This window comes from Bacteroides sp. MSSM.1001136sp1_RTP21357st2_D2_RTP21359_211015 (assembly GCF_040913205.1).
Lineage (GTDB): Bacteria > Bacteroidota > Bacteroidia > Bacteroidales > Bacteroidaceae > Bacteroides > Bacteroides ovatus.
Window position 1 is genome coordinate 1 of record NZ_JBDFVF010000049.1, and the last position, 26,259, is coordinate 26,259.

Annotated in this window: 22 protein-coding genes; 21 read left to right on the forward strand and 1 reads right to left on the reverse strand. The window is 45.2% G+C overall.

The window, feature by feature from the left end; genetic code table 11:
• Nucleotides 1-39: 39 nt before the first annotated feature.
• The 15 genes from AB5217_RS22785 (at nucleotide 40) to AB5217_RS22855 (ending at nucleotide 20,892) form a co-directional block, all read left to right on the forward strand.
• Nucleotides 40-1,359, forward strand: coding sequence for an FAD-dependent oxidoreductase (locus AB5217_RS22785; RefSeq protein WP_032843942.1), 1,320 nt, complete (start codon nucleotides 40-42; stop codon nucleotides 1,357-1,359).
• A 14-nt stretch (nucleotides 1,360-1,373) separates the two neighbouring features.
• Nucleotides 1,374-3,164 (forward strand): sodium:solute symporter family protein, encoded by a 1,791-nt coding sequence (locus AB5217_RS22790; RefSeq protein ID WP_042994410.1) that lies wholly within the window; start codon nucleotides 1,374-1,376, stop codon nucleotides 3,162-3,164.
• A 31-nt stretch (nucleotides 3,165-3,195) separates the two neighbouring features.
• Nucleotides 3,196-4,560, forward strand: coding sequence for a BACON domain-containing protein (locus tag AB5217_RS22795; RefSeq protein ID WP_032843944.1), 1,365 nt, complete (start codon nucleotides 3,196-3,198; stop codon nucleotides 4,558-4,560).
• A gap of 5 nt (nucleotides 4,561-4,565) precedes the next feature.
• A complete protein-coding gene (locus tag AB5217_RS22800) occupies nucleotides 4,566-7,652 on the forward strand; it encodes a SusC/RagA family TonB-linked outer membrane protein (RefSeq protein WP_004304773.1) in 3,087 nt (1,028 codons plus the stop codon).
• A gap of 24 nt (nucleotides 7,653-7,676) precedes the next feature.
• Nucleotides 7,677-9,416, forward strand: coding sequence for a RagB/SusD family nutrient uptake outer membrane protein (locus AB5217_RS22805; protein WP_032843945.1), 1,740 nt, complete (start codon nucleotides 7,677-7,679; stop codon nucleotides 9,414-9,416).
• 21 nt (nucleotides 9,417-9,437) lie between these two features.
• Nucleotides 9,438-10,391, forward strand: coding sequence for a DUF6772 family protein (locus AB5217_RS22810; protein WP_032843946.1), 954 nt, complete (start codon nucleotides 9,438-9,440; stop codon nucleotides 10,389-10,391).
• A gap of 17 nt (nucleotides 10,392-10,408) precedes the next feature.
• Nucleotides 10,409-10,738, forward strand: coding sequence for a hypothetical protein (locus tag AB5217_RS22815; RefSeq protein WP_004313403.1), 330 nt, complete (start codon nucleotides 10,409-10,411; stop codon nucleotides 10,736-10,738).
• A complete protein-coding gene (locus AB5217_RS22820; RefSeq protein ID WP_032843947.1) occupies nucleotides 10,726-12,102 on the forward strand; it encodes a ComEC/Rec2 family competence protein in 1,377 nt (458 codons plus the stop codon). Before AB5217_RS22815 ends, AB5217_RS22820 begins: the two co-directional genes overlap by 13 nt.
• Nucleotides 12,102-13,376, forward strand: a complete 1,275-nt coding sequence (locus AB5217_RS22825) for an FAD-dependent oxidoreductase (RefSeq protein ID WP_032843948.1) — start codon at nucleotides 12,102-12,104, stop codon at nucleotides 13,374-13,376. Before AB5217_RS22820 ends, AB5217_RS22825 begins: the two co-directional genes overlap by 1 nt.
• Nucleotides 13,377-13,416: 40 nt before the next feature.
• Nucleotides 13,417-15,654: a histidine phosphatase family protein gene (locus AB5217_RS22830; RefSeq protein ID WP_032843949.1), complete on the forward strand. Its 2,238-nt coding sequence runs from the start codon at nucleotides 13,417-13,419 to the stop codon at nucleotides 15,652-15,654.
• Nucleotides 15,641-16,963, forward strand: coding sequence for a mannitol dehydrogenase family protein (locus AB5217_RS22835; protein ID WP_004308303.1), 1,323 nt, complete (start codon nucleotides 15,641-15,643; stop codon nucleotides 16,961-16,963). The genes AB5217_RS22830 and AB5217_RS22835 overlap by 14 nt, the downstream gene beginning before the upstream one ends.
• 21 nt (nucleotides 16,964-16,984) lie before the next feature.
• On the forward strand, nucleotides 16,985-18,070 hold the full coding sequence (locus AB5217_RS22840; protein ID WP_032843950.1) for an SGNH/GDSL hydrolase family protein: 1,086 nt from the start codon (nucleotides 16,985-16,987) through the stop codon (nucleotides 18,068-18,070).
• Nucleotides 18,067-19,095 (forward strand): sorbitol dehydrogenase, encoded by a 1,029-nt coding sequence (locus AB5217_RS22845; RefSeq protein WP_032843951.1) that lies wholly within the window; start codon nucleotides 18,067-18,069, stop codon nucleotides 19,093-19,095. The genes AB5217_RS22840 and AB5217_RS22845 overlap by 4 nt, the downstream gene beginning before the upstream one ends.
• 4 nt (nucleotides 19,096-19,099) lie before the next feature.
• Entirely contained in the window at nucleotides 19,100-19,966 is an 867-nt protein-coding gene (locus AB5217_RS22850; protein ID WP_032843952.1) for a carbohydrate kinase family protein, read from the forward strand.
• Nucleotides 19,967-20,325: 359 nt separating this feature from the next.
• On the forward strand, nucleotides 20,326-20,892 hold the full coding sequence (locus tag AB5217_RS22855) for an MTA/SAH nucleosidase (RefSeq protein WP_032843953.1): 567 nt from the start codon (nucleotides 20,326-20,328) through the stop codon (nucleotides 20,890-20,892).
• On the opposite strand, the gene AB5217_RS22860 is transcribed toward AB5217_RS22855, so the two are convergent.
• A complete protein-coding gene (locus AB5217_RS22860) occupies nucleotides 20,862-21,221 on the reverse strand; it encodes a YbaN family protein (protein WP_004304786.1) in 360 nt (119 codons plus the stop codon). The genes AB5217_RS22855 and AB5217_RS22860 overlap by 31 nt on opposite strands.
• Before the next feature lie 129 nt (nucleotides 21,222-21,350).
• Between AB5217_RS22860 and AB5217_RS22865 the strand changes: the two genes are divergently transcribed.
• From AB5217_RS22865 to AB5217_RS22890, 6 genes are all read left to right on the forward strand, one after another.
• On the forward strand, nucleotides 21,351-21,707 hold the full coding sequence (locus AB5217_RS22865; protein WP_004304787.1) for a 6-pyruvoyl trahydropterin synthase family protein: 357 nt from the start codon (nucleotides 21,351-21,353) through the stop codon (nucleotides 21,705-21,707).
• A gap of 21 nt (nucleotides 21,708-21,728) precedes the next feature.
• Nucleotides 21,729-22,274, forward strand: a complete 546-nt coding sequence (locus tag AB5217_RS22870; protein WP_032843967.1) for a 7-carboxy-7-deazaguanine synthase QueE — start codon at nucleotides 21,729-21,731, stop codon at nucleotides 22,272-22,274.
• Between the two features lie 51 nt (nucleotides 22,275-22,325).
• Nucleotides 22,326-23,066: a (Fe-S)-binding protein gene (locus AB5217_RS22875; RefSeq protein ID WP_368112718.1), complete on the forward strand. Its 741-nt coding sequence runs from the start codon at nucleotides 22,326-22,328 to the stop codon at nucleotides 23,064-23,066.
• A complete protein-coding gene (locus AB5217_RS22880; RefSeq protein WP_004304790.1) occupies nucleotides 23,063-24,448 on the forward strand; it encodes a lactate utilization protein B in 1,386 nt (461 codons plus the stop codon). Before AB5217_RS22875 ends, AB5217_RS22880 begins: the two co-directional genes overlap by 4 nt.
• Nucleotides 24,445-25,026 (forward strand): lactate utilization protein C, encoded by a 582-nt coding sequence (locus tag AB5217_RS22885; protein WP_032843954.1) that lies wholly within the window; start codon nucleotides 24,445-24,447, stop codon nucleotides 25,024-25,026. The genes AB5217_RS22880 and AB5217_RS22885 overlap by 4 nt, the downstream gene beginning before the upstream one ends.
• Before the next feature lie 249 nt (nucleotides 25,027-25,275).
• Nucleotides 25,276-26,148 carry a pyridoxamine kinase gene (locus AB5217_RS22890; protein WP_004304792.1) on the forward strand — a complete coding sequence of 291 codons (873 nt, stop codon included), beginning with the start codon at nucleotides 25,276-25,278 and terminating at the stop codon, nucleotides 26,146-26,148.
• The last annotated feature ends 111 nt before the right edge of the window (nucleotides 26,149-26,259 follow it).

The window sequence follows — 26,259 nt, forward strand, 5'->3', positions numbered from 1 at the left end:
CTATTTGAATTGGTAATAATTAAAGGATAAAAAACGGTCATGGACAAGAAAGTACGAAGTATAGAAATTTCGAAACAGGTTCCAATTGTGGGCAACTATGATGTAGTTGTCTGCGGTGGCGGACCAGCTGGTTTCATTGCGGCCATTGCGGCTGCTCGCAGTGGTGCGAAAACTGCTGTTGTGGAACAATATGGGTTTTTAGGTGGAATGGCTACAATGGGGCTTGTTACTCCTTTGAGTGTTTTCACCTATAATAATGAAAAGGTGATAGGCGGTATTCCATGGGGGTTTATCGAACGGCTGGAGAAGATGGGAGGCTGTATCATTGAGAAACCTCTTGGCAATGTAGCTTTTGATCCGGAGCTTTACAAGCTTTTATGCCAGCAAATGATGCTGGAAGCCGGTGTGGATATGTATATGCACTCTTACTTAAGCGGTTGCCAGGCAAAAGACGGCAAAATATCCTGTATCCTCTTTGAGAATAAGAATGGGACAGAAGCCATCAGTGCCGATATGTATATCGACTGCACTGGGGATGGTGACCTTGCTGCTATGGCGGGTGTTCCGATGCAAACTGATGAATGTAAACCGCTGCAACCTCTTTCCACCTATTTTATATTAGGAGGTGTGGATACAGATTCGCCCATGATAATCGATGCCATGCACCATAATAAACAAGGGCAGAATTGTCATTGCATTGCAGTTCGTGAGAAACTTTTAGCAATGAAAGAGGAGCTTGGCATCCCCGAGTTTGGAGGCCCTTGGTTTTGCACCACTCTTCGTCCGGGCGAAGTAACGGTTAATATGACCCGTACTGCAGGAAATGCCATTGATAATAGAAATTTTACCGCAGCGGAATGTCGCTTACGGGAAGATGTATTTAAAATAGCACGAATCTTTAAAGAGAACTTTGAAGAGTTTAAAAACAGTTATGTGACGACCGTCGCCGTACATGCCGGTATTCGTGAGACACGCCGTATCAAAGGTGTACATACCATTACAGCAGAAGAATATGTGAATGCTTATAAATATCCTGATAGCATATCACGCGGCGCACATCCTATAGATATCCATGTGGCAGCAGGTGCGGAACAGAGCGTGACTTTCCTTAAAAAAGCGGCGTATGTACCTTATCGCGCTCTTATAGCTGAAGATTTTCCGAATTTGCTCGTAGCGGGACGCTGTATTAGTGCTGATAAGACTTCCTTTGCGTCACTTCGCGTTCAGGCAAGTTGTATGGGGGTAGGACAAGCCGCAGGAGTGGCAGCCGCACAATGTATAAAGGCAGGTGTGACCGTACAAAAGGCTGATATTGACAATCTCATAGAGGAATTGAAGAAACTAGGCGCAATTATATAAAGAAGAACCAGAATATGGAACAGTTAGATTATATCATTATTTTACTCTACTTTCTCGGACTGATTGCCGTGAGTGTTGTGATGTCCTGGAAAATTAAAAACTCCGAAGATATGTTTATTGCCGGGCGAAATTCTTCGTGGTGGCTGTCGGGAGTCTCTTCCTACATGACTATCTTCTCGGCAAGTACCTTTGTCGTTTGGGGAGGCGTTGCTTATAAATCGGGACTTGTTGCGGTAGTTGTTGCACTTTGTCTTGGCGTAGCATCGTTTATTGTCGGTAAATGGATCTCGGGCAAATGGCGGGAGCTACGTATCAAATCTCCGGGAGAGTTCCTCACCATCCGGTTCGGACACCGCACGGTGAGTTTTTACACAATTTCAGGGATTATAGCCCGTGCGGTACATACGGCAGTGTCTCTGTATGCGGTAGCGGTTGTGATGTGTGCATTAATCAAAGTCGATGGTGGCAGTATTTTTGCAAGTACAGGTATGATGGGCGATTCACCGATGGGTTACCTTAGTATCTGGTGGGCGCTTCTCATCCTTGGTGCCATCGCTCTTGGATACACCATTGCCGGAGGATTTCTTGCGGTACTAATGACTGATGTAATTCAGTTCGGAGTACTTCTGGCCGTGGTTGTATTTATGATACCTCTTTCATTTAACGCGGTAGGAGGCGTAAGTGCATTTATTGATAAGGCCAGTGAGATACCGGGATTCTTCTCGGGCACATCTCCGACCTATACATGGGGGTGGCTTTTACTGTGGATATTTCTCAATGTGTCCATGATTGGCGGCGACTGGCCGTTTGTACAGCGATACATAAGCGTGCCTACTACAAGAGACGCAAAAAAGAGTACTTATTTAATCGGAATTCTTTATATCGTCACTCCTCTCATCTGGTATCTTCCTACCATGATTTATCGTGTGATGGAACCCGGACTTGCGCTTGATTTGGATGCAACCATAATGACTTTCAACGGTGAACACGCTTATGTGAATATGAGCAAACTTGTGCTTATGAAAGGGATGGTCGGTATGATGTTGGCAGCGATGCTATCGGCCACATTGAGTAATGTTTCGGGCATTTTGAATGTATATGCCAATGTATATACTTATGATATTTGGGGACACAAAGAGAAAAACCGTCAGGCAGATGAGAAAAAGCGTATCAAGGTAGGACGTCTCTTCACATTTGTCTTTGGACTTGTGATTATCGCTTTGTCAATGCTCATCCCGTTTGCCGGAGGTGCCGAAAAGGTGGTAGTAACTCTTCTTACTATGGTGATGTGTCCTTTATACATTCCGTCGATATGGGGACTGTTTTCGAAGCGGCTGACAGGTAATCAACTTATTTCTGCAATGATTCTTACCTGGCTCGTTGGTATTATGGCTCGCGTCATAATTCCCGTCTCTGTTATTAGTCCAAGCCTTATAGAGTCAGTTGCCGGTTGTGTACTTCCTGTACTTATCCTTGCAATCATGGAAGTTTGGTCGGCACGTAAAAAGTATGAAGACAATGGTTATCAAGCCATTTGTGAATATACTGATCCTGAAGCCGATCGCGAACCGACGTTAAAGGAGAAGAAAGCGGTATTAATCTATTCGCATTTGGCTGTTAACTGCTTCTGTATTACCATTGGTGTCGTTGCGCTCTTACTGATTGGTCTGCTTATTGCCGGCGATCCGAAGACCCTTGCGGTCAAAGGAATTGTGATAGGAAGTATCGTACTGATGATTGCCATGATACTTGCTTATGTGATATACAGAATTATATATGCAAGACGTCTGAAAATGTCTAGCTAGTCAATTAATAATAACCCTAAATACTAATCAAATGAATCTAAAGATGTTATTGTTTGCAAGTGTGTCGCTTGTGCTTTTTGCATCTTGTCATAACTCGGATGATCCGTATATGACACTCGCGACAAAGACACTTGATGTAGAAGCAGAAGGTGGGCTTTTCACTGTTGACCTTTCATCTAATGTCTATTACAGAGTCAATAACGATTGTCAGACTGATGGAAGCGATAGCCATTGGGCAGTTGTTGATTCGCATGAGACACAAGGTGAGATTACTAAGTTTACAATCAAAGTCTCTGAAAATTCGTCGACTAGTTCACGTGTCGGTGCCATTCGTTTCATTGGCGATGATGTAACTCCTCTAAAGCTGGTTATTACCCAAAAGATGATTGTTCCGAAAGGTATCAGTCCTATCACCGAATCGATTGACGCAACTACAACAGAATCTTCGTTCAAAGTCTTTGGCGATAAGGAGTGGAATGCTGTGTGTACAGATGCGGATGTGACCGTTTCTCCTGCAAATGGGGTAGGTGAGTGTGATATTAAACTTACTTTCCCGGAAAACAAGACATTTGCCAAACGGACAATTAAAGTAACGGTAACCATCCAGGATGATACAGACTATACCTATACTCTTGTACAAGATGCTTTCTCCGGCATTTTGGCTGATTGGGACTTGAATAGTTTAACTGATAATACGAACGGAACATTTGCTGACGGTGAAGCTCAATCGGTATTTCCTGGAACCAATGGCAAGTCTATTGCTCCAAGTGCCGGAAGTGGTAAGATTGAGTATTGGGCGTGTGACCGGACGGATTATGTAGTGCAGAATGCCATATGTGAGCGTGCAGTGGGTGGTAATGGTGACCCGTATGTGTCAGGAGCCGTTCCCGGTGATTATTGGTATGTCTATGGGGATATGAAAGGTACGACCATTCCTGCCGGTACCAAGATACACTTCTATTTTGTGACCAAATTAGGAACGATGTGTTCCAACTACTGGATGATCGAGTTCAAGGATGGAGAAGAATGGAAACCGGCTCTTCCGACTTCGACTCTTCAGGAAAGTGCGACAGAGACACTGTCGGGTGCACCTATCAATTATTCGGCAACTATTACCTATAATTTTGCGGGAATGTTGCTCGATAACAAAAATAATGGTGCATATATCCCTGCCGAAGGAATATTTACCACGACTAAGGATATGGATGAGATTGTGTTACGGTTTGGACAGGCTGGTCGTTTATGTCTTAGTGGTGCCAAATATGCCGGGAAGTATATCGACTGCACACACGCAAGTGGCCAGACACGTTTTTCAGCGCAACATCCGAGTAATCCTGAAACAGGTGAGGCAATTAAAGAGTATAACCAACATGTATTGCTTGAAATCGTAGAATAAAGAGTATGAAAAAAAGTATATTAAGCCTGTTATTGGCATGTTTCCTGCAAATCAATCTGGCTTTTGCACAGAATGTAATGAAGGGTGTCGTTAGCGATGCCAATGGTCCTCTTGTCGGAGTGGTGATCCACGATAAAGACAATGCAAAAGGTACTACTTCCGATATGTCGGGAAAGTATGCGCTCAATGGTGCTGAATCAGGCCATACAATAGAATTCCGTTATCTAGGTTATGTGACCGAGACTGTGGTATGGGATGGTAAAAGTGTAGTAAATATAAAACTTAAAGAGGATGCTGTACAACTTGAAGAGACGGTTGTTATCGGCTATGGATCTGTAAAAAAGAAAGATCTTACAGGTGCGGTCGGTGTAATCAACAGTTCGCTTATCGAGAAACAGAGTACGTCTCAACTTTCACAATCTTTGCAAGGACTGATTCCGGGACTGACGGTTACCCGTTCGAGCAGTATGCCGGGAGCGAGTGCTACGGTTCAGGTGCGTGGTGTGACAACAATGTCTGATTCGAGTCCGCTTATCCTTGTCGATGGTATGATGGTCAGTAGCCTTGACAATATAGCAAGCGAAGACGTACAGCAGATTACTGTACTTAAAGATGCAGCTTCTGCATCCATCTATGGTGCCCGTGCTGCTGCCGGTGTTATCTTGATAACGACTAAGGAGGCAACCGAGGGACAGCTTTCGATCGGTTATAACGGAGAGATTTCGTTGTCTTCTCCTACCGAATTTCCGAAATTCCTGACAGACCCTTATCACTACATGACAATGTACAATGAATGGTCGTGGAACGATGCCGGTAATCCTGCGGGAGGCGAGTTTGCCAACTATTCACAGGACTACATCGACAACTATGCTACCAACAACAGGTATGATCCCATTCAATATCCTATCTATGACTGGAAAGACGCTATTCTTTCGAATACCGCTATGCGCCATAAGCACAATTTGACTATGACGTATGGCAACAAGGTAATCAAGAGCCACACTTCCGCTACCTACGAAAATGCCGACGCTATCTATAAAGGTTCAAACCACGAAAGAATCTCTATCCGTTCGCGTAATAATCTCAAGATTAGTGATAAGCTCTCCGGTTCTATCGATTTCTCGGTACGTTATGCCACGAAAAATGACCCGACTTCCGGTAGTCCGATTCGTGCAGCTTATATGTATCCTTCCATTTATTTGGGACTTTATCCGGATGGCCGTGTTGGTCCTGGTAAAGATGGCAGTCTTAGCAATACGCTTGCCGCCTTATTGGAAGGCGGAGAGAAGAAGACCGTATCCAACACAATGACCGGTAAATTCTCGTTGAGCTATAAGCCCATAAAAGATTTGACCCTTACTGCCAATCTGACTCCTACCGTCGGAACTGTTTCGATCAAGGAGATGAAGAAAGCCATACCTGTTTACGATGCATACGAAACCGATGTTATGCTGGGATATGTTTCGGGATATACTTCCAATTCGCTAAGTGAAGAACGCCGTAACATCAAATCATTGGAGAAACAATTCATCGCTACATACGACAAGACCTTCAGCAAGGTACATAACTTCAATGCCATGGTCGGTTATGAAGATTATAGCTATACGTATGAAACGATGTCGGGATCGACCAACGATATGTCTTTGTCTTCTTTCCCTTATCTTGATCTGGCGAACAAGAATGCTCTTGCCGTAGCCGGCAATTCTTATCAGAATGCATACCGTTCATTTTTTGGTCGTGTCATGTATAATTACGACAGTCGCTACTACCTCCAGCTCAATGCTCGTGAAGACGGATCTTCACGTTTTCACAAGGATCACCGTTGGGGATTCTTCCCGTCCGCATCAGTGGGTTGGGTCATCTCTAACGAGAAGTTCATGCAAAACATAACCCCGATAAACTATCTGAAGTTCCGTGCCTCTATCGGTACGCTCGGTAACGAGCGGATTGGGAATTATCCTTATCAGACATACATTTCGTTCAATAATGCCATTATGTATGACAGTGCAGGTTCTACGCCCCAATCTTCGATGTCTGCCGCTCAACAGGATTATGCGTATGAGAATATTCATTGGGAGAAAACACAGAGCTGGGATATAGGTGTGGATGCCGCTTTCTTTAACAATCGTCTTGACTTTAGCGCAGACTATTATTATAAGAAGACAACAGATATGCTTTTGTCGGTGGCAATCCCCTCGTTTACAGGCTATTCGGCACCTGACAGGAATGTAGGTAAAATGCATACCCGTGGTTGGGAAGTGAAACTCGGCTGGTCTGACCGTATCGGAGATGTAAATTATGCGGTAAGTTTTAATATCTCTGATTACAAGTCTATAATAGATAATCTTAATGGCAAGCAGCAGTTTAACAGCGATGGTACCATTATTACTGAAGGTGCAGAATATAACTCCTGGTACGGATATAAGACTGCAGGTTTGTTCCAGACCGCAGAGGAAGTCAGTGAAAGCGCTCTGCTTTCGGCTTCTACCAAACCGGGTGATGTGAAATATGTAGATGTCAGCGGTCCGGACGGCACTCCTGATGGAATTATCAATGAGACATACGACCGTGTAGTGCTTGGCAGCTCATTGCCACACTATCTATATGGAGGTTCTATTAGTTTGGGCTGGAAAGGTCTCTCTTTCTCCCTACTCTTCAATGGTGTCGGGAAACAACTTTCACGCCTCACCGAGAGTATGATTCGCCCCATGCAGGGACAATGGCTTCCGGCTCCGTCAGTCCTTCTGAACGACAATGGCAGCCGTAATTATTGGAGTGTGTACAACACTGCAGAACAGAACGCGGCAGCCAGCTATCCCCGTTTGAGTCATCAGGGCGGTGAATACAACAACTACAAAATGTCGGATTACTGGCTCAAGAGTAGTGCCTATATGCGTATAAAGAATATCAACGTTGGCTATACAGTTCCTAAAAAAATCGTCTCTAAAGTCGGAATCAAGGGACTTCGGGTGTACGTCAATATCGATGATCCATACTGCTTTGATAGTTATCTTTCGGGATGGGACCCTGAAGCAGGCGCTTCTACCTATATCACACGCACTTATACATTTGGAGTGGATATCAAATTCTAATGGAGTATGAAAAAATTACATAATATGAAAAAAATACATGTATTGATTTGCATGATAGCTCTTCTATCTGTAACTTCTTGTGTGAACCTCGATCTGAATCCTCCTTCAGCTGCATCCAGTGAAAACTGGTTCTCGTCACCGGAGGAAGTTCGAATCTCGTTGAACGATTTTTATCGCAGTACTTTCTTTGTTATAGAAGAAGGTTGGACGCTGGACCGTAATACGGATGACTGGGCACAACGAACCAACATTTATACCATTGCGGCAGGTTCACTGAATGCGTCTTCTACAAGTAATCCTAACATCAAGACTGTTTGGAGTTACACGTACAAGAACATTAGTCGTGCCAACCGGATTTTGGAGGCACTCGACAAACTTGAAGGCAAATATTCCACCACTGAACTGAATACGCTTCGTGCCGAAGCCCGTTTTTTCAGAGCATTTGCTTATTCACGTTTGATTACTCTTTGGGGAGATGTTCCTTTCTACGTGACTTCGATTACTCCGGAGGAAGCATTTGAGATGGGGCGTACCGACAAAGCTGTCGTTCTGAAACAAATTTATGAAGATTATGACTATGCCGCAGAAAATTTGCCGGCCGCAAATAATAATAGCGGCGCCACCCGTGTAGACAAAGGAACGGCTTATGCTTACAAGGCTCGTACTGCTCTCTATCAACACGACTACGGGACTGCCGCAAAGGCTGCGCAAGACTGTATGGATCTGGAAGTATATGACTTGGCCCCTGATTATGGAGAACTTTTCCGCGACAAGACAAGAGGAAGCAAAGAAGTTATCTTCTCTGTTGCTCACTCAAGCGACCTTGAATTGGATGAAAACGGTCAGCCTACTACACAGGCTATCGGTTCCTTCATTGCCCGTTCGGCAGGCGGTACACATAATGCGCAACCTTCGTGGGAACTTCTTGCTGTCTACGAAATGACGAATGGCAAGACGATTGATGAACCGGGCAGCGGTTTTGATCCTCACGATCCATTTGCCAACCGCGATCCCCGTTGCCTGGAAACATTTGCTGCTCCCGGCAGCCGTATCTATGGTATTGAGTGGAATCCTGCGCCGAACGCACTCGAAGTAATGGACTATACGCAAAATCGTATGATTACAAATAAAGATTCCAAAGGCGGTTCGGATGCTTCCAACTGTGCTTACAATGGTTGCTGCCTGCGCAAAGGCGCGCAAGAGTCATGGCGTACTACTTTGTATAACGACAACCCCGTCATTCTCATGCGTTATGCCGATGTCTTGTTGATGTATGCCGAAGCTAAGATTGAACTGGGGGAGATTGACGCTACTGTCCTTACTTGCATCAACGATATCCGTGCCCGTGCTTATGGCACCACCCGTACACAAACCAACGACTATCCGTCCATTACGACAACCGATCAGGCAGCATTGCGCAAAGTGCTCCGCCGTGAGCGTCGTGTGGAGTTTGCATGGGAAAATCTGCGCTATTTCGATTTGCTTCGTTGGCATCAGTTTGAGAATGCTTTCGGACACAATATGTACGGATTTACCCGTACAGCCAACAGGGCAAAGGAATACTTTGCGGCAGGCAACTGGTTTTGGCCGGAGACTCCGACATTTGACAAAGACGGATTTCCTTCTTTTGAAGCGATGGCCGACGGAACCTATATCGTCCAGCATGGTGAACGTAAGTATGATGAGAAGATTTATTTATGGCCATTACCAAGTGATGATGTATTGATAATGAATGGAAAACTTGTTCAAAATCCAGGGTACTAACTTTATTAAATAAATGATATTATGAGCATTGGAGAAATTTTATTGCGCAGTCGCTATCAACCATTGGAAAGGGTGTTGAGCTATGATGTATTCAACACCGGCTTTAACGGCTGGATGACATTAATGCCTAACTTTACGGAATATCCCGATTTTGATGTTCCCAAGACATTGGTCAATAAAGACCAGTGGCCACCGGTCATGCTTAGTTCCGCTACTTTCAGGTATCCGGGTACTCACGGAGCTATGTCCGGCACTTACTCTCTTAAACTTTCGACAAGACCTGTTGCCGCTCCTTATACGGAGATTCCGGCGGAAGGTTGTCTGGGACATGCCATTAAGCGGCTTTCGTTCTCTCGTCCGGGCTGCAAATATTTGCAGATAGAATGTTGGTTTACATACACGGCGGAGCAGGATGTGGTGGATGGCGGTGACCGTCCGCAACCGGGTTTGCATGAGAGTTCCATCCGCGATTTTGGTATGGGATTCGATGTACAGGAGGGTGGAAAACGTTACCATGTAGGAATTCGCTATCTCAATGCAGTAGATGGCAAATTAATGCAGAAGTGGCAGTATGAACATTCCAATGAAGACATAACCGACCGCGATTGGGCTTATGGACTTGACGGAGACTGGTGTAAGAGGGGAGTCGATCCCTGGTGGTTCGGCCGCCGTTATCCTAATGGCGACCACGATGGATTCAAGGATTTGAAAGATGGTCATCAGAAACTCATTTATAATGAAACCGACTGTAAACTCAATTGGCAATACATGCGTCTGAAACTTGACACAGAGCTTCGTGAATATGTAGAGTTCCAATGTCAGGACAAAATTTGGGATATGCGTGGCATTGCAGCCGATACCGTTGACGGATATGGACGCATCGACAATCTTATCAATCCTCTTTTCTGGGTGGGTACTGATACCAATCGTCGTGTATTCTTTTATATAGATTCTGTTGTTGTTTCACAAGAATAAAAGGAGGAATGTAATATATGAAAATGTTTAATGATTCCCATCTTGAGGTAAAGAAGTTCTTTAAAGGTACTTTCTTCACTCATCCTTACGAGGCTGGTTGGGCAGATGAGGCTATATTCTTTGTTATGGTTGAGAAAATAGAAGGAGATCCCGTATTCGAAGGTCGTGTACAACTATCGCAAGACGGCATACATTGGGCTGACGACGGTAGTGATCCTGTAATCTTCAAAGGACTTGGCCAACATATTATAAAGGTAAATTCAAATTTTGGTAATTATATTCGTCTTGCCGTCAGCATTGAAGGCGGAGAGATGTTTTTAAATCTTCATATAGCATGCAAAGGTTAATATTTATACTTAGTCTGTTCATTCTTGCGATTGTAGGATGCAGTTCCAATGAGTCTCACTCATTTTTGATTCGTCCGGATGGAGGTGGGGAAGATGCTGCCACTGAAATAGAGGTAGGTAAAACGATTCCTGCCTGGCAGGAGGGTGTGATGGATATTCATTTCATCAATACGACTACCGGTGAAAGCATGTTTGTAATATTCCCGGATGGTACGCAAATGCTTATCGATGCCGCAAGTTCGAGTGTTACGACCAACTCTAATAGTAATACGACCAATACCGGTATCCGTAGTCGTTGGGATCCGACTCTGACTTCTACCCGTGGTTCACAGATTATAACTGATTACATTCGTAAGTGTATGGTATGGACAGGTAACAGTACGATTGATTATGCCGTACTTACCCACTTCCATAATGACCACTTCGGCGGTTATACTTCTTCCTTGCCGAAATCTTCCAACTCCGACACTTATTCGTTGATAGGTTTTGCCGAGATTTTCGACAATTTCAAGATTGGTACGCTTCTTGATCGTGGCTATCCCGATTATAACTATCCGTTCAATATGGCGACAATGGCAGACAATGCTCCAAGTTGCAGCAACTATATCAATGCAGTGAAATGGCATGTCGCCAATCAAAAGTTTGATGCTGCGATATTCAAAGCAGGGGCGAATAATCAGATCGTTCAGAAGTATAATCCTGCAAAGTATCCTACTGCAAAGGTGCAAAACGTGGCAGTGAATGGAGAGATCTGGACAGGTTCGGGCACTACCACAAAGAAGACATTCCCTGAACTCTCGGAGATTTCATACGAAAATAGTAAGAACATTACCTCCAGTGACAATTGTCCGCCGGAGAATATTACCAGTTGTGTGATGAAAGTTTCGTATGGCAACTTTGATTTCTTTGCCGGTGGTGACCTTCAGTATAACGGACGTTCGAGTCATGCGTGGAAAGATGCCGAACTGCCCTGTGCAAAAGCAGTAGGTCAGGTGGAACTATTGAAAGCTAACCATCACGGGGTAACCAACACCAATCAGGTGGATGCTCTGAAAGCACTCAATCCACAAACGATTGTTGTCAATTCGTGGGTAGATTGTCATCCCCGCACCGATATACTGAATTCGATGGAGACAACACTCCCTGCGTGTGACATGTTTATCACTAACTTCTGGCAAGGCGATCGCCCCAGCGGAGTAGACGACCGGGTTACGGCGGAAGAGGCTGCGAGAGTAAAGGGATATGATGGACATATTGTAGTTCGTGTGACCGACGGGGGAAACAAATATAGAGTTGTGACAATCACAGATTCTGACGGGGCAATGACTGTTAAGACTATTTCCGGTCCATATACAAGCAGATAATGAATACAAAATATTATGATGTAATAGTAGCAGGTGCAGGTCCTGCCGGGATATGTGCGGCTGTAGCCGCCGCCCGGCAAGGAGCACGTGTTGCTCTTATCGAAAGATACGGAGTCATCGGAGGTAACCTGACCGCCGGGTATGTCGGCCCTATTCTCGGTAGTGTAAGCAAGAACACGATGCGCGATGAGGTTTGTGCTATTCTTGGCGTCAAAGACAATGACTGGATTGGCGAACATGGAAATGCTCACGATTTCGAAGAGGCAAAACTTACATTGGCAGAATTTGTCGCCAGGGAAAAGAATGTCGATGTCTTTTTGCAATGTTGCGTGTCGGATGTTATTCGTGACGGAAAGGTGGTAAAAGGTATTAAGTGTGCAAGTAACGAGGGGACGCTATGTTTTGAAGCCGCGGTTACGATTGACTGTACCGGTGATGCCATAGTATCTTTTCTTGCCGGTGCAAAAATAGAAAAAGGACGTGCTGACGGACTCATGCAGCCTGTAACCCTTGAATACACTATTGACGGCGTAGATGAATCGAAAGGAATTATCTGTATTGGAGATGTAGACAATGTCCAATTGAATGGCGAGTGTTTTCTTGATTGGTGTAAAAAGAAAGCCGATGAGGGCGAACTTCCCCGGATGCTTGCTGCCGTGCGTTTGCATCCGTCGGTCAGACCGGGTTGCCGTCAGGTAAATACGACACAAGTCAATAGGGTGGATATAACTTCGGTAAGCTCTATTTTCGCTGCCGATCTTGAACTTAGGCAACAGATACGTCTCCTGACTCAATTCTTGAAAGAAAATTTGCCGGGTTACGAAAATTGTAGAGTGATCGGAAGCGGTACAACAACCGGAGTGCGCGAAAGCCGCAGGGTGATGGGCGACTATGTGATCGATGCCGATGAGATGGCAGAAGGCTGCCGTTTTGCCGATGTGGTGGTACATAAAGCATTGTTCATTGTCGATATACATAATCCTGACGGAGCCGGACAGGCGGAACCGACCATCCAATATTGCAAACCATACGATTTGCCGTATCGTTGTTTTCTCCCGTTGGGCTTGGAAGGGCTTTTGGTGGCGGGACGGTGCATATCGGGTACTCACAGAGCTCACGCTTCCTATCGTGTCATGAGTATTTGCATGGCGATGGGAGAGGCTGTTGGCATTGCCGCTGCCATGAGTGCGTCGCAGCATTGTACTCCGCGGGCTCTCGATGTAGGAGAGTTGCAGAAACGGCTTGAGTCGTTAGGCATAGAGCTGTTCGATTAACGTAGAACATAATCATACTTTAAATTTATAGAGCATACTTATGAAAAAGATCTATTTGTCTGTCGTGTGCTTACTGATCTCTATTCCCCTTATCGCCCAGTTGTATGTAGAGCCGGAGAAAGAGGTAGAGTGCTCTGTCTTCCTGGCAAAGGAAGGACGGGGGCGGGCACAGCAAGGACTTGAAATATGGGATGATTACATATTCTCGTGCGAGGATGGAGGGCACGTGAATATCTATGATTTCAAAAGTGCCGATCCGAAACCTGTGGCAGGCTTTGAGTTGGCGTCCTCCCATCCGGACAACCATGTAAATAATGTATGCTTTGGCGTCGAGACAAAACGCGGAGCATCGTTTCCTCTCTTGTATATCACAAACGGGAAGGTAGGAAGCGAGTTGGAATGGTTGTGTTTTGTGGAGAGTATCACCCGTCGTGGAAAACGTTTTAGCAGCGAAATCGCACAGACAATTGAACTTGATGGCTCGAAGTGGGCGGAGAAAGGGTATGTCCCTATCTTTGGTGCGCCAAGCTGGCTGGTCGATCGGGAGCGGGGCTTTATATGGATATTCTCGGCGCGTAAACGTACTGTGGCGAAGGTGACAAAGCATGCATGGGAAAACCAGTATGTCGCCACTAAATTCCGCATACCGTCGTTGAGTGAGGGGGCAAAGGTGCGCCTTGACGAAAATGACATTCTCGATCAGGTGGTGTTCCCCTATGAGGTATGGTTCACACAAGCGGGCTGTATGCATGATGGTAAAATCTATTTCTGCTTCGGAGTTGGGAAACAGGATGACAGCCGTCCTTCCTGCATCCGGGTGTACGATACGGATAGGCGGACGATTACTGCCCGATACAATGTGCAGGAACAGGTTATTTACGAACCGGAAGATATTGTGGTCAAAGACGGGGTTATGTATGTCAATACCAATACGAATGCGAAAAAGACGTCTGATCTTCCTTGCATATTCAAACTCTCTCTTCCGAAAGAAAAGCCGGTGACCGAAAATCCTCTCGACGAGATACGCAGGGATCCGGAACGTGCGGGCGGCGTGTATTATGTGACCGATCTTTCACATCCGGTTACGCCGGCGCCCAAAGGATATACGCCTTTCTATATAAACGGCTATTTCCGTCACGGAGCGCGTCAGATAGACGATGAGGTGACTTATCCTGCTATATACGGCGTATTGGAGAAAGCTCATGCCACAAACAATCTTACCGATTTTGGGAAAGCCCTGTACGAACGTCTTGAACCGTTCAAGAAGAATGTGTTTTACAAAGAAGGCGATCTGACACAAATCGGTTATCGTCAGACAAGGGAGATAGGCCGGAGGATGGTACAAAACTATCCGGAAGTATTTGAAGGCCATCCCTATTTGAAGACTAACGCAACGAATGTGCTTCGGGTGGCGGCCACCATGCAATCTGTAAATTCGGGTATTTTGTCGCTACGTCCCGGGCTTGAGTGGGCGGAGATAGACAATTCCCGTTCGTTCCTTACCACACTGAATCCATACGGTAACGTATGTCCCGACAGAAGTCCGCTTGATAAATATATACTCGGTAAAGAAAACAGTTGGTATAAAAAATATCGTTCATATATAGATGAAAAGTTGAATGTGGATGCTTTTTTTACAAGACTGTTTATAGACGTAACACAAGTAGAAAGTGAATATGACAAGTACGACCTGATCCATCGTTTCTGGTTAATGGCATCACTTATGCAATGCCTCGACCGCCAAGTGCCTATATGGGATATTTTTACAGAAGAGGAAATATTGGCTTGGGCAGAAATCGAGAACTATAAGTATTTTGCGCAGAAAGGTCCTGAACCGGTATCTCACGGGCGTAGTTGGGGACTTGCATCCCGCACGTTACGCCATTTGTTAGACGAATCTGCCGAAGATCTGGTTCGCAAGCGTCATGGTATCAATCTCAACTTCGGACACGATGGCGTTCTGATGGCCATCTTGACAAATCTGCAAGCCGGAACGTGGGCGCGGGAGGCTGGTAATTCCAAAGAAGCGTTGCGGAGTTGGAAGTACTGGGATATTCCGATGGGTGCGAATCTTCAGATGATCTTTTACCAATCAGAAGGCAATCCGGACGTTTTAGTTAAGTTTATGCTGAATGAAAAAGACCTCCGGTTGCCGTTGGAAGCGGTTGAAGCATCTTATTACAAATGGAATGAGGTTTATAAATTCTATATAGAACATTGCGACAAGGTGGAAAGATCACTTGCCGAAACATTGAAATTATCGTATGAAGACTTTTAATTATAATCGTGCTGAAATAAAGGCCGGAATAGTACATTTCGGCGTTGGAAACTTCCATCGTGCACATCTCGAAGCTTACACAAATTTATTACTTGAAGATCCGTCACAAAGATGCTGGGGGGTATTCGGAGCCATGATTATGCCTACAGACGGGGTATTGTTCAACGCCCTCAAGAAAGATGACGGCATATATCAGTTGACGACATGCAGCCCTTCCGGCGAACAGGATAGTATGCTGATTGGTTCGCTTGTAGAACTGGCATGGGGGGAAATAGATAGTGAGCCTATCATCGCTAAAATAGCATCGGAGGAGATAAAAATCATCTCTCTCACCATTACCGAAGGGGGATATAAGGTTGATTTTAACCAATCGCGCAGTGTGTTCTGGTATGTAGCCGAAGGACTTAAACGTCGGATGGAGAAAGATTTGCCGATTACGATTCTTTCGTGTGACAACATGCAGATGAACGGCAATGCCGCCAAATGTGCGTTTATGTCATACTTCGAAGCGAAATATCCTGAGGTGGCAGCGTGGGCGAAAAAGAAAGTGACGTTCCCGAATTCGATGGTGGATAGAATCACTCCCGTAACAAAACCGGGTAAGGTTACAGATGTGTGTTGTGAAGACTTTATACAATGGGTGATTGAAGATAATTTCATTGCAGGCCGTCCTGCATGGGAGAAGGTGGGAGTTACATTCACCCATGATGTGACCCCGTATGAAATCATGAAATTAAGTCTTCTCAATGCGTCACATACTCTTCTTTCTTATCCTGCCTATATGGAAGGATTCAGGAAGGTCGATGCTGTAATGGCAGACGAGAGGTATCGTGCAATGATAAAGCTGTTTATGAACAGGGACGTTACTCCTTATGTTCCGGTTCCCGAAGGCGTTGACCTTGAAGCGTATAAAGACCAGCTTATTGAACGATTTTCAAACAAGGCGATCAGCGATCAGGTATCACGGCTTTGCGGCGATGGTATTGCTAAGTTTGCGGTTTATGTGGTACCCATACTCAAACAGATGTTGCAGGATGGGAAGGATATTTCGATAGAGGCTTTCCTGATAGCTGTTTATTGCAAATACCTGATAGGTGCGCGCACCGAGTCCGGTGAAAATATAGCTATCTCCGAACCTCACATCACTCCGGCGGACAGGAAGTTGATTTCGGGAGGATCGCCGGCCGAGTTCTTGAAGATATCACCTTTTGTGTCATTGGGATTGGACAAATACCCTGTGTTTATGGAAAAGTATGAGCAGTTTTATGCTATGCAGGTAGCAGAAGGGTTGAAGGTCTTATTACAGTAAACAACTAAAAAATACAAGGCAATGAAGAAGTTTTTCATAACGGTTGTTCTGTCGCTTTCGTGCGTATTGTCGGTTTCGGCACAAAAACAGACGGAGGCGTCAACGCTTAACCTGATAGGTAAGCCGTTTGAATCGACTCCCAATCCGTATCATAGAGTCGATACATTGGTTTATAAAGGTTTTAACAGGACGGAGAACCGACAACTCCGTTGTTCTGCCGGTATGGCTGTGTTGTTTAAAACGAACACGCGTAATATACAGATTACGACAAAGTGGGGATATGTATATTCGAGCCATTCAACCATGCCGATCTCTTATAAAGGATATGATCTTTATATCAAAAATGCAAACGGTCAATGGCAGTATGCGGCAAGCGGTTCATTGAAAGCGTATAAGGGCGAGAAAACCGAGACATTCACGCTCATTGAGAATATGGATGGTACGATGCACGAATGTATGATGTATATGCCGATGTATTCGGAGGTCATTTCTTGTAAGATAGGGATAGATGACGATGCTGTTATCGAACCGTTGAAGTCCGATTTTCGTCACAGGATAGCGATATATGGCTCTTCGTTTACGCAGGGAGTGAGCACGGATCGATCCGGTATGAGTTATCCCATGCAATTTATGCGTAATACAGGTCTTCAAGTCGTGTCGCTCGCAACAAGCGGACGTTGCCTGATGCAACCTTACATGCTCGACGTTCTTGCGGAAGTCAAGGCTGATGCCTTTATATTCGATACTTTTTCAAATCCTGACGCAGAACTGATAAGAGAGCGCCTGATGCCGTTTATCGATCGGCTTATAGCGGCACATCCGGCTATTCCGTTGATATTTCAGCGTACTATCTATCGTGAACGACGTTCATTCGATACAGTTCTTGATGCGAAAGAACGGGCTAAGGCGGCAACCGTAGAGGAGTTGTTTGCGAAAATCCTCACGAACCCGAAATATAAAGACGTTTATCTGATTACGCCTGATGCTTCCGATGCGCATGAGACATCGGTCGACGGAACTCATCCAAGTAGTTATGGATATGCACTTTGGGCGAAGTCAATAGAGACTCCGGTAATAGAAATTTTAAGTAAATATGGTATAAAATGAGACAAGCGGTATTAGTAGAACCAAAACATATTGAATTTCGCGAGGTTGAGGCGCCTAAGGCGTCGGACCTGAAAGAACATCAGGTGCTTCTGAATATTAAGAGAATTGGTATTTGTGGAAGTGAGATACATTCTTATCACGGATGTCATCCGGCAACTTTCTATCCGGTAGTTCAGGGGCATGAATATTCGGCAGTGGTAGTCGCTACGGGGATGGCGGTTACGATCTGCAAGGCGGGTGACGTTGTCACCGCACGTCCGCAACTCGCGTGTGGGAAGTGCAAGCCTTGTCAGCGGGGAGAGTATAATATTTGTGAAGAGCTAAGAGTGCAGGCTTTTCAGGCAAATGGAGCTGCGCAAGACTTTTTTGTGGTTGATGATGACAGGGTTGCGGTGTTGCCTGAAGGTATGTCACTTGATTATGGGGCTATGATAGAACCGGTGGCAGTGGCTGCGCATGCAACTATGCGTGGCGGGGACTTGAAAGGTAAGAATGTGGTTGTATCGGGTGCCGGAACAATCGGTAACCTCGTGGCGCAGTTCGCTAAGGCAAGAGGAGCCAAACGGGTTCTTATTACCGATGTAAGTGATTTCAGACTTGAAATCGCTCGTAAATGTGGCATAATAGATACGCTCAATGTAGCTAAGACGCCGCTCAAAGAAGGAGCGAAGAGGCTTTTCGGGGATGAAGATTTTCAAGCTGCGTTTGAGGTTGCCGGGGTTGAGTCGAGTATTCGTTCGCTTATGGAGTGTATCGAAAAAGGGAGTACTATCGTTGTTGTGGCGGTATTTGGCAAGGATCCGTCGCTTAATATGTTCTATTTGGGAGAGCACGAACTGAAGGTGAACGGAACGATGATGTATCGCCACGAAGATTATCTTACGGCTATCGATCAGGTAAGTTCGGGAGCTATTTGTCTCGAACCGCTTATTTCAAATCATTTTCCGTTCGAGCAGTATGACGAGGCATATAAATTTATAGACGAGAATAGTGCAACATCCATGAAAATAATTATTAAACTATAAAACCATGAAAATAATAGGTATAGGAGAAGTTGTTTGGGATTGCTTCCCGGAAGGTAAGAGACTTGGCGGAGCGCCTATCAATTTCTGTTTTTTTGCAAAGGAGTTGGGAGCAGAATCATATCCCGTTACGGCAATAGGTGATGACGAACTCGGTGATGAAACATTTGCGGTGCTTAAAGAGACCGGACTTGATTTAGGATATATTTCCCGTAATATTTTGCCGACAGGTAAAGTGCTTGTGTCGTTGAATGAGGCCGGTGTACCGCAATATGACATTGTTGAGAATGTTGCTTGGGATGCTATCGAGTGTAGTCCTGCGACCATGAAACTTGTCAGCGATGCAGATGCTGTTTGTTGGGGCTCTTTGGCACAGCGAAGCGAAAAGTCACGTGCTGCAATCTTAAGGCTCATAGATGCCGTGCCAGATACCTCTTTGAAAGTGTTTGATATTAATATCAGGCAACATTTTTATTCGACAGACTTGATTGTGGAATCCTTGCAAAAAGCAAATGTGCTCAAATTGAATGAAGACGAATTGCCGTTATTGATCTCTCTTCTTTCTCTTTCGACTGATTTTGTGGAAGCTATCACAGAACTCATAGCTCGTTTTTCGCTCAAATTTGTTATATTCACACAGGGCGCAGTACGTAGTGGCATATATGATGACAGTGGGGAAATTTCATCCATAGATACACCTAAAGTCGAGGTGGCCGATACTGTAGGTGCAGGCGACTCGTTTACTGCTACCTTTGTTGTGAACATACTTAGAGGGGCGTCGGTCGCTGAATCACACCGCAAAGCGGTAGATGTATCGGCATATACTTGTACACAAAGGGGAGCTATTAATCCGTTGCCGGATAGTAAAAAGTAATATTGGGTACTTCACATAAGGAAGTTTCGTACTTGGTTTGAATGATTCTTCAAACCAAGCGTGGTGGATATGCCTTGTTCTTGTTGATTGCAGTTTAATTCCGTTAGTTAACCGCAGAATTTGCGGCTTAGCATACCTCTTTTGGCCGCATTTTATAGATAACTCCAGTTAAATAGTTATTTTTGCAGAAATAACTGATGGTATGTTTATCCATGAAATAGAAAATTGGAGTTCATTCAGATGGAACATCAAAAGTTTGTCAGGTGAAATAGCCTGGATAAATAGGGCTATAGTCTATCTCGTGGAGCGGTTGAGTACAATTGGATTTGAATAGTAATTTTTACGAAATAAAGGAACCCATGTTGAAAATATTAGTAACCTACGCCGTACAAGGCGAATTTGTAGAGATTAAATGGCCGGATATAGAACCTTACTACATTCGTACAGGCATTGGTAAAGTGAAATCAGCCTTTCATTTGGCAGAGGCAATCCGTCAGGTACAACCGGACTTGGTGCTTAATATCGGAAGTGCCGGAACAGTCAACCATCAGGTAGGAGACATCTTTGTATGCCGTAAGTTCGTAGACCGTGATATGCAGAAGATGGCAGAATTCGGGTTGGAGTGTGAAATCAATTCATCGGCTTTGCTCGAAGGAAAAGGATATTGCACGCATTGGACGGAAGATGGAATCTGCAATACAGGAGATGGCTTCCTCACCGAGTTGACCCATGTTAGCGGAGACGTCGTGGATATGGAAGCCTACGCACAGGCATTTGTCTGCCGTTCAAAAGGAATCCCATTTATTTCCGTGAAATACGTGACTGACATTATTGGTCAGAACTCCGTGAAACATTGGGAAGATAAACTTGCCGATGCACGGCAGGGGCTATCGCATTACTTTAACGTCTTGAAAGAAAGAATATGATAAGTGACTCCTGCGGCTATCAATCCCAGGAGAATCTTTACCCATATAAAAGGAATCAGGAAGAAAATGCAATAAAGCATCGTTCCCCACATTAATACGAGAGAAATTATTTTGGCACGGAGAGGAATCGCCTTGTTTTCGCGGAAATTGCGGATGTAAGGACCGAAGTGCCGATGGTTGAGCAGCCAGTTATATAATCGGGGTGACCCTTTGAAATAAAGGGCGGCGGTGAGCAATAGAAAAGGGGTAGTGGGCAGTAGCGGCAGAAAGATGCCAAGAATACCGAGCGCAAGGGAAATACTACCTAAAACAATATATAGAGTTTTCATGCGGCAAAGATAGTGCAAAAAAAGGAAAAAAATAACACTCTTAGCTGGATGAAAACTCTATTTTATATTACCTTTGCCGTTGCATCGAGGTGACATTAGATGCGTGTAACTATTAAAATACATACACTCATGTTTACAGTAATCAAACGCATGGAGATCTCGGCTTCACATAAGCTGGTACTCCCGTATCGCAGTAAATGCGCCAGTTTACACGGTCACAACTGGATTATCACCGTCTATTGCCGTTCCGCGCGGCTCAACTCCGAAGGAATGGTGGTAGATTTCACCCGCATCAAAGAAGTAGTCACGGAGAAACTCGACCATCAGAATCTCAACGAAGTACTCCCATTTAATCCCACAGCGGAGAATATCGCCCGGTGGGTATGCAAACAGATTCCTCAATGCTATAAAGTAGAAGTGCAGGAATCGGAAGGAAACATAGTCATCTACGAGAAAGATCCCGTCGGCGCAGAAGGACAAGAATAGCAAACCAAACAAATTTTGATGATGAGAAAGATTAATGAAATCTTTTACAGCTTGCAGGGCGAAGGCTACCATACCGGAACTCCGGCCATCTTCGTCCGTTTTTCCGGCTGCAACCTGAAATGTGACTTTTGCGACACACAACACGAAGAAGGAAAAATGATGACCGACGATGAAATTATCGCCGAAGTGAAAAAATATCCTGCCGTCACTGTTGTCCTCACGGGCGGCGAACCTTCCTTATGGATAGACGATGAATTGATCGACCGTTTGCATGAGGCAGGCAAGTATGTGACCATCGAAACCAACGGTACACGCCCCCTGCCGGCAGCTATCGACTGGGTGACCTGTTCCCCCAAACAAGGGGCGAAACTTGCCATCGACCGGATGGATGAAGTGAAAGTGGTCTATGAAGGACAAGATATAAGTATTTTTGAACTACTTCCGGCCGAACATTTTTTCCTCCAGCCTTGTTCTTGTAATAACACTGCTTCAACAGTGGACTGTGTAATGCGACATCCCAAATGGAGACTCAGCCTGCAAACACACAAATTAATCGACATCCGTTGAACAAAATAGACGGGTGATACGGGAGAAGCTTAAATTATTACAAAATATAGTATGAAAGTAGGTTTGTTTATTCCTTGTTATATCAATGCTATTTACCCCAATGTGGGAGTGGCATCGTATAGACTATTGAAAAGTTTGGGAGTAGACGTCGATTATCCGTTGGATCAGACCTGTTGCGGACAACCGATGGCAAATGCCGGTTTTGAAGATGAATCGATGAAATTGGCACTCCGTTTTGACGATCTGTTTCGGGAATACGATTACATCGTCGGTCCTTCCGCCAGTTGTGTGGCGTTTGTGAAAGAGAATCATCCCGGTATCTTGGAGAAAGAAGGACATGTTTGTCAGAGTGCGGGAAAGATTTATGATATTTGTGAGTTCATTCACGATGTCTTGAAACCTTCCAAAATACCTGCACGCTTTCCTCATAAAGTCAGTATTCACAATAGCTGTCATGGGGTTCGTGAACTGTTGATTTCCGCTCCCACCGAACTGAACATCCCTTATTACAATAAATTGCGTGACCTGCTCGATCTGGTAGAAGGCATCGAAGTATTCGAGCCCAGCCATATTGACGAGTGTTGCGGCTTTGGCGGAATGTTTGCGGTGGAAGAGCAGGCAGTCTCCGTCTGCATGGGGCGTGATCAGGTAAAAGACCACATGGCTACCGGAGCCGAGTATATTGTCGGAGCGGACAGTTCCTGCCTGATGCACATGCAAGGTGTCATCAAACGGGAGCATCTGCCTATTCAGATTATCCATATTGTAGAAATTCTAGCGTCGCAATCATGAGTACAAAACATTCAAAGGCTGCCGAAAAGTTCTTGCAGGACAGCAAGATGGCAGCATGGCATAATGAAACCCTTTGGATGGTCCGTGCCAAAAGGGATAAGATGAGCAAGGAAGTTCCCGAATGGGAAGAGTTGCGCAACAAGGCTTGCGAGTTGAAACTATACTCCAACAGCCACCTCGAAGAACTTCTGCTGGAGTTTGAGAAGAATGCTACCGCCAACGGCGCCATCGTACATTGGGCAAAAGATGCCGATGAATACTGCGCCATCGTCTACGAAATACTGAATGAGCATAACGTCCACCATTTCATCAAGAGCAAATCTATGCTCGCCGAAGAGTGTGGATTGAATCCTTTCCTGATGGAGCGGGGCATCGATGTTGTAGAGTCCGATTTGGGCGAACGCATCCTGCAACTGATGCATCTCGAACCGAGCCACATCGTACTGCCCGCCATTCACATCAAACGGGAACAGGTAGGCGAACTTTTCGAAAAGGAGATGGGCACGGAAAAGGGAAACTTTGACCCTACCTACCTGACTCATGCCGCACGTAAGAACCTGCGTCATCTCTTCCTCAATGCCGAAGCCGCCATGACAGGCGCCAACTTTGCCGTCGCTTCAACCGGTGACATTGTGGTCTGCACCAATGAAGGAAATGCCGATATGGGTACTTCCTACCCGAAACTGAACATTGCCGCTTTCGGTATGGAAAAGATCGTCCCGGATTTGGACGCATTGGGTGTGTTCACCCGATTACTCGCCCGTTCGGCCACCGGACAACCGGTGACAACATATACCTCTCATTACCGCCGTCCCCGCGAAGGCGGTGAATACCATATTATCATCGTAGACAACGGCCGGAGTGCCTTACTATCCAAGCCCGACCATATCAAGACATTGAACTGTATTCGTTGTGGTGCGTGCATGAATACCTGCCCGGTGTACCGCCGCAGTGGAGGTTACTCTTATACGTACTTCATCCCCGGACCTATTGGCATCAACTTGGGTATGGCTCACGCTCCGGAGAAATATTATGATAATCTTTCGGCCTGTTCTTTGTGTATGTCCTGTTCCGATGTCTGTCCGGTGAAAGTAGATTTGGCCGAACAAATTTACAAATGGCGGCAGGATTTGGACGGACTGGGGAAAGCCAATACGGGAAAGAAGATCATGTCCGGCGGTATGAAGTTCCTGATGGAGCGTCCGGCATTGTTCAACGCAGCCTTGTGGGCAGCCCCGGTGGTAAATGGCCTGCCCCGTTTCATGAAATACAACGATCTCGACGATTGGGGAAAGGGGCGTGAACTGCCGGAATTTGCCAGCGAGTCGTTCAATGAAATGTGGAAGAAAAACAAAGTACAGGGAAAGGAGGAATCCAAATGAGCAGCAGAGAAGAAATATTAGCCAGCATCCGCCAGCATACGCAGACGCGTTATGATAAACCGGATATTGCGGATATGAAACGATTGTCATATCCTGACAAGATAGAACAGTTCTGTGCAATCAGCCGTGCGGTGGGTGGTACGGCAGTTGTATTGGGTGAAGGGGAAGATGTGAATGCGGTCATACGCCGGACTTATCCGAATGCTATGCGCATTGCTTCCGTATTGCCGGATATTTCCTGTGCTACGTTCAATCCCGATAATCTGGATGATCCGAAAGAGTTGGACGGCACAGATGTTGCCGTAGTGAAAGGAGAAATCGGAGTAGCCGAAAACGGAGCCATCTGGATACCGCAGACGGTGAAATATAAAGCGATCTATTTTATCTCGGAGAAGTTGGTTATTCTGCTCGACCGGAATAAAATTGTAGATACCATGTATGACGCCTACCGCGAACTGGACGGACAGGAATATCAGTTCGGAACGTTCATCTCCGGTCCGTCAAAGACTGCTGATATTGAGCAGGCTTTAGTGATGGGAGCGCATGGGGCACGGGACGTGTTAGTGATATTAACCTAATGTTTCTCTGTTGATTATTCTAAAATAAATTTGGTTTCAAAACAATGGAGTTTTATATTTGTTAGTACAAACGAAATGGAGACTCTGTTGATGCTGTAAAAACAGAGGCTCTATTGGTAAGAAATAGAGCCTTTGTTTCATATAAACAGAGCTTCCGTTTGATGTAAATAGAATATCTGTTTCTGCTTGTCCATAGTAGATAAATGAGTTCGTAGGATAAGAGTAGTAAAACGTTTAATTATAAATTATATGTATGCCAATAAAGTAAAGAAAATAGCCGCCGTCCATGACCTTTCGGGAATGGGACGCGTATCTCTGACCGTCGTCATTCCTATTCTTTCATCCATGGGGTTTCAGGTCTGTCCGCTTCCTACGGCTGTATTATCCAATCATACGCAATATCCCGGTTTCTCCTTCCTCGACCTGACGGACGAAATGCCGAAAATTATTGCCCAATGGAAGAAGCTGGAGGTAGAATTCGACGCTATCTATACCGGATATCTGGGTTCTCCGAGACAAATTCAGATTGTTTCTGATTTTATCAGGGACTTTCGTCGGCCGGACAGTTTGATCGTTGCCGATCCGGTATTGGGAGATAACGGACGATTGTACACCAACTTTGATGGAGAGATGATAAAAGAGATGCGCCACCTGATTACTAAAGCAGATGTGATTACCCCCAATTTGACGGAACTATTTTATTTATTGGATAAACCTTATAAAGCAGATAACACGGATGAAGAGCTGAAAGAATATCTTCGTCTTTTGTCCGACAAAGGTCCGCAAGTGGTTATCATCACCAGTGTTCCTGTACATGATGAGCCTCATAAAACGTCTGTCTATGCTTATAACCGTCAGGGAAACCGCTACTGGAAAGTGACCTGCCCTTATCTGCCTGCACATTATCCCGGCACGGGAGATACTTTCACCAGTGTCATCACCGGCTCTTTGATGCAGGGAGACAGTCTGCCGATGGCATTGGACCGTGCCACACAGTTTATCCTGCAAGGTATTCGTGCCACTTTCGGGTATGAATATGACAACCGTGAGGGTATTCTGTTGGAGAAAGTGCTTCATAATTTGGATATGCCAATACAGATGGCTAGTTATGAACTGATTTAAGATAGGCTTTGTGTTGTTATTACTATGCCAATAGGTTGGCACAACAATGCCACCTTGTTTGCATGTCTGTGCCACTGTGTTGGCACAAATGTGCCTTCTTATTGGTATTTA

What these genes read in the sequence shown, in the direction of transcription:
- AB5217_RS22830 (WP_032843949.1), top strand. Translation starts at nt 13,417, where the DNA reads ATGAAAAAGATCTATTTGTCTGTCGTGTGCTTACTGATCTCTATTCCC.
- AB5217_RS22805 (WP_032843945.1), top strand. Translation starts at nt 7,677, where the DNA reads ATGAAAAAAATACATGTATTGATTTGCATGATAGCTCTTCTATCTGTA.
- AB5217_RS22825 (WP_032843948.1), top strand. Translation starts at nt 12,102, where the DNA reads ATGAATACAAAATATTATGATGTAATAGTAGCAGGTGCAGGTCCTGCC.
- AB5217_RS22850 (WP_032843952.1), top strand. Translation starts at nt 19,100, where the DNA reads ATGAAAATAATAGGTATAGGAGAAGTTGTTTGGGATTGCTTCCCGGAA.
- AB5217_RS22820 (WP_032843947.1), top strand. Translation starts at nt 10,726, where the DNA reads ATGCAAAGGTTAATATTTATACTTAGTCTGTTCATTCTTGCGATTGTA.
- AB5217_RS22880 (WP_004304790.1), top strand. Translation starts at nt 23,063, where the DNA reads ATGAGTACAAAACATTCAAAGGCTGCCGAAAAGTTCTTGCAGGACAGC.
- AB5217_RS22870 (WP_032843967.1), top strand. Translation starts at nt 21,729, where the DNA reads ATGAGAAAGATTAATGAAATCTTTTACAGCTTGCAGGGCGAAGGCTAC.
- AB5217_RS22815 (WP_004313403.1), top strand. Translation starts at nt 10,409, where the DNA reads ATGAAAATGTTTAATGATTCCCATCTTGAGGTAAAGAAGTTCTTTAAA.
- AB5217_RS22845 (WP_032843951.1), top strand. Translation starts at nt 18,067, where the DNA reads ATGAGACAAGCGGTATTAGTAGAACCAAAACATATTGAATTTCGCGAG.
- AB5217_RS22855 (WP_032843953.1), top strand. Translation starts at nt 20,326, where the DNA reads ATGTTGAAAATATTAGTAACCTACGCCGTACAAGGCGAATTTGTAGAG.
- AB5217_RS22785 (WP_032843942.1), top strand. Translation starts at nt 40, where the DNA reads ATGGACAAGAAAGTACGAAGTATAGAAATTTCGAAACAGGTTCCAATT.
- AB5217_RS22840 (WP_032843950.1), top strand. Translation starts at nt 16,985, where the DNA reads ATGAAGAAGTTTTTCATAACGGTTGTTCTGTCGCTTTCGTGCGTATTG.
- AB5217_RS22885 (WP_032843954.1), top strand. Translation starts at nt 24,445, where the DNA reads ATGAGCAGCAGAGAAGAAATATTAGCCAGCATCCGCCAGCATACGCAG.
- AB5217_RS22810 (WP_032843946.1), top strand. Translation starts at nt 9,438, where the DNA reads ATGAGCATTGGAGAAATTTTATTGCGCAGTCGCTATCAACCATTGGAA.
- AB5217_RS22800 (WP_004304773.1), top strand. Translation starts at nt 4,566, where the DNA reads ATGAAAAAAAGTATATTAAGCCTGTTATTGGCATGTTTCCTGCAAATC.
- AB5217_RS22890 (WP_004304792.1), top strand. Translation starts at nt 25,276, where the DNA reads ATGTATGCCAATAAAGTAAAGAAAATAGCCGCCGTCCATGACCTTTCG.
- AB5217_RS22865 (WP_004304787.1), top strand. Translation starts at nt 21,351, where the DNA reads ATGTTTACAGTAATCAAACGCATGGAGATCTCGGCTTCACATAAGCTG.
- AB5217_RS22790 (WP_042994410.1), top strand. Translation starts at nt 1,374, where the DNA reads ATGGAACAGTTAGATTATATCATTATTTTACTCTACTTTCTCGGACTG.
- AB5217_RS22835 (WP_004308303.1), top strand. Translation starts at nt 15,641, where the DNA reads ATGAAGACTTTTAATTATAATCGTGCTGAAATAAAGGCCGGAATAGTA.
- AB5217_RS22795 (WP_032843944.1), top strand. Translation starts at nt 3,196, where the DNA reads ATGAATCTAAAGATGTTATTGTTTGCAAGTGTGTCGCTTGTGCTTTTT.
- AB5217_RS22875 (WP_368112718.1), top strand. Translation starts at nt 22,326, where the DNA reads ATGAAAGTAGGTTTGTTTATTCCTTGTTATATCAATGCTATTTACCCC.
- AB5217_RS22860 (WP_004304786.1), bottom strand. Translation starts at nt 21,221, where the DNA reads ATGAAAACTCTATATATTGTTTTAGGTAGTATTTCCCTTGCGCTCGGT.